This is a genomic window from Alkalilimnicola sp. S0819 (assembly GCF_009295635.1).
Lineage (GTDB): Bacteria > Pseudomonadota > Gammaproteobacteria > Nitrococcales > WHIW01 > S0819.
The window spans coordinates 1-1,185 of sequence record NZ_WHIW01000039.1 but is presented as its reverse complement, the minus strand read 5'-3'; the positions used below and the strand labels follow the sequence as shown (position 1 = coordinate 1,185).

General features: G+C 53.1%; 2 protein-coding genes and 1 pseudogene. All 3 read left to right on the top strand.

Going from position 1 to position 1,185, the window contains the following annotated elements:
• A pseudogene (locus tag GBG68_RS14495) lies at positions 1 to 122 on the top strand (IS481 family transposase); the annotation flags it as partial.
• 115 nt (positions 123 to 237) lie between these two features.
• On the top strand, positions 238 to 837 hold the full coding sequence (locus GBG68_RS13870; protein WP_152148383.1) for a hypothetical protein: 600 nt from the start codon (positions 238 to 240) through the stop codon (positions 835 to 837).
• A gap of 111 nt (positions 838 to 948) precedes the next feature.
• The gene (locus tag GBG68_RS13865; protein ID WP_152148381.1) at positions 949 to 1,080 is read left to right on the top strand and encodes an HTH domain-containing protein; all 132 of its coding nucleotides are present in this window, start codon (positions 949 to 951) and stop codon (positions 1,078 to 1,080) included.
• The last annotated feature ends 105 nt before the right edge of the window (positions 1,081 to 1,185 follow it).

Below are 1,185 nucleotides of genomic sequence, written 5' to 3'. Positions count from 1 at the left end.
ACCACATCCCGCAGAAGGCGCTGGGGCATAAAGCACCCATACAGGCCATGCGGGAATGGCAAAAACGGCGACCGGACCTATTCGTCAAAGAAATCAGGAATCACCCGGGACCCGACAGCTAACCATGCGGTCAAGCCGACAGCAAAAACGCTGCGCGTTTTCACCGCGGCTTACCGCTGCCGTTAGCGCCTCGTGTACGGTTCTACCCAAGGAATATTTGAGGCCGCCGCTTTACACATGGAAAATAACAAGATGAGAAGAGCTTTTCCCATAGTCATCGTCCTCCTTACCGCGCAGTTCGTGATGGCTTGTGCGACAACGCCACCTAGCAACCTGGAAGTGGTAGGGCTCTGTTACGAACGTGCAACACTCGCCCGCGCTATCAAGTGGCACGCAGACGACCGTGAAAGCACTAGAGCCGAATGGATAGCCAAGAAAGACCAGAGCGCGAACCCGGAGGAGTTCGAAGAAGTCGTCGAAACGGTCTTCTCCGGCTTCTATAACACCCGCGTCGAGGTGGCTGAGGAGGTTTTCCAATCCTGCATAGACGAACACGGCTTGTATTTAAGCGCTGGGACCGAACTTAACGCGTGCATGCATATAGGAGAGATGTATATCGCCGCTAGCCAGTCTCTTACGGCCGGACATCATCGCCCGCGTATAATTCTCGAAGTCCACAACGCGATCCGCGAACAACCGATGAGCGACTTCCTCATGGAAAGGTATTTTCTCCCAGCCATCATCAATGTCTCTCAGAAAGGGCTACCCAACTCTCTAGATGACGAAACCAAAAACTTTTTTAACTGCATGTCCTCTACTCACGTCCCCTCGCGATAAAAGACAATGGACACGTCGTAAACTGCGCTAACAAAGGCATGGAGCCGACGCGGCTAAAGCCACGCGGCTCATACCAGACGTTAGGCCTCACGGAGTTTAGGTGAATTAATTGTGGCAAAAGAACTGACGTGGCGAGAAGCAATAGACAAGGTGCTTAGCGAGTCGTCCGACCCAATGCACTACAAGGACATTGCGGACAAAATAATTTCTGACGGCTTACGAAAGAACCTAGGGAAACGCTGATTTATTCGGGGGCAGCCGTTCCGTCGGTGGCTGTGGCTTGAGACAATGTCGGCCCTCCCCGGTTGAGAGTGAGTACGTGGTCGATGCAGTCGAGCTTCTCTGATC

Coding starts and splice junctions, on each gene's coding strand:
- GBG68_RS13870 (WP_152148383.1), top strand. CDS start 238: ATGGAAAATAACAAGATGAGAAGAGCTTTTCCCATAGTCATCGTCCTC.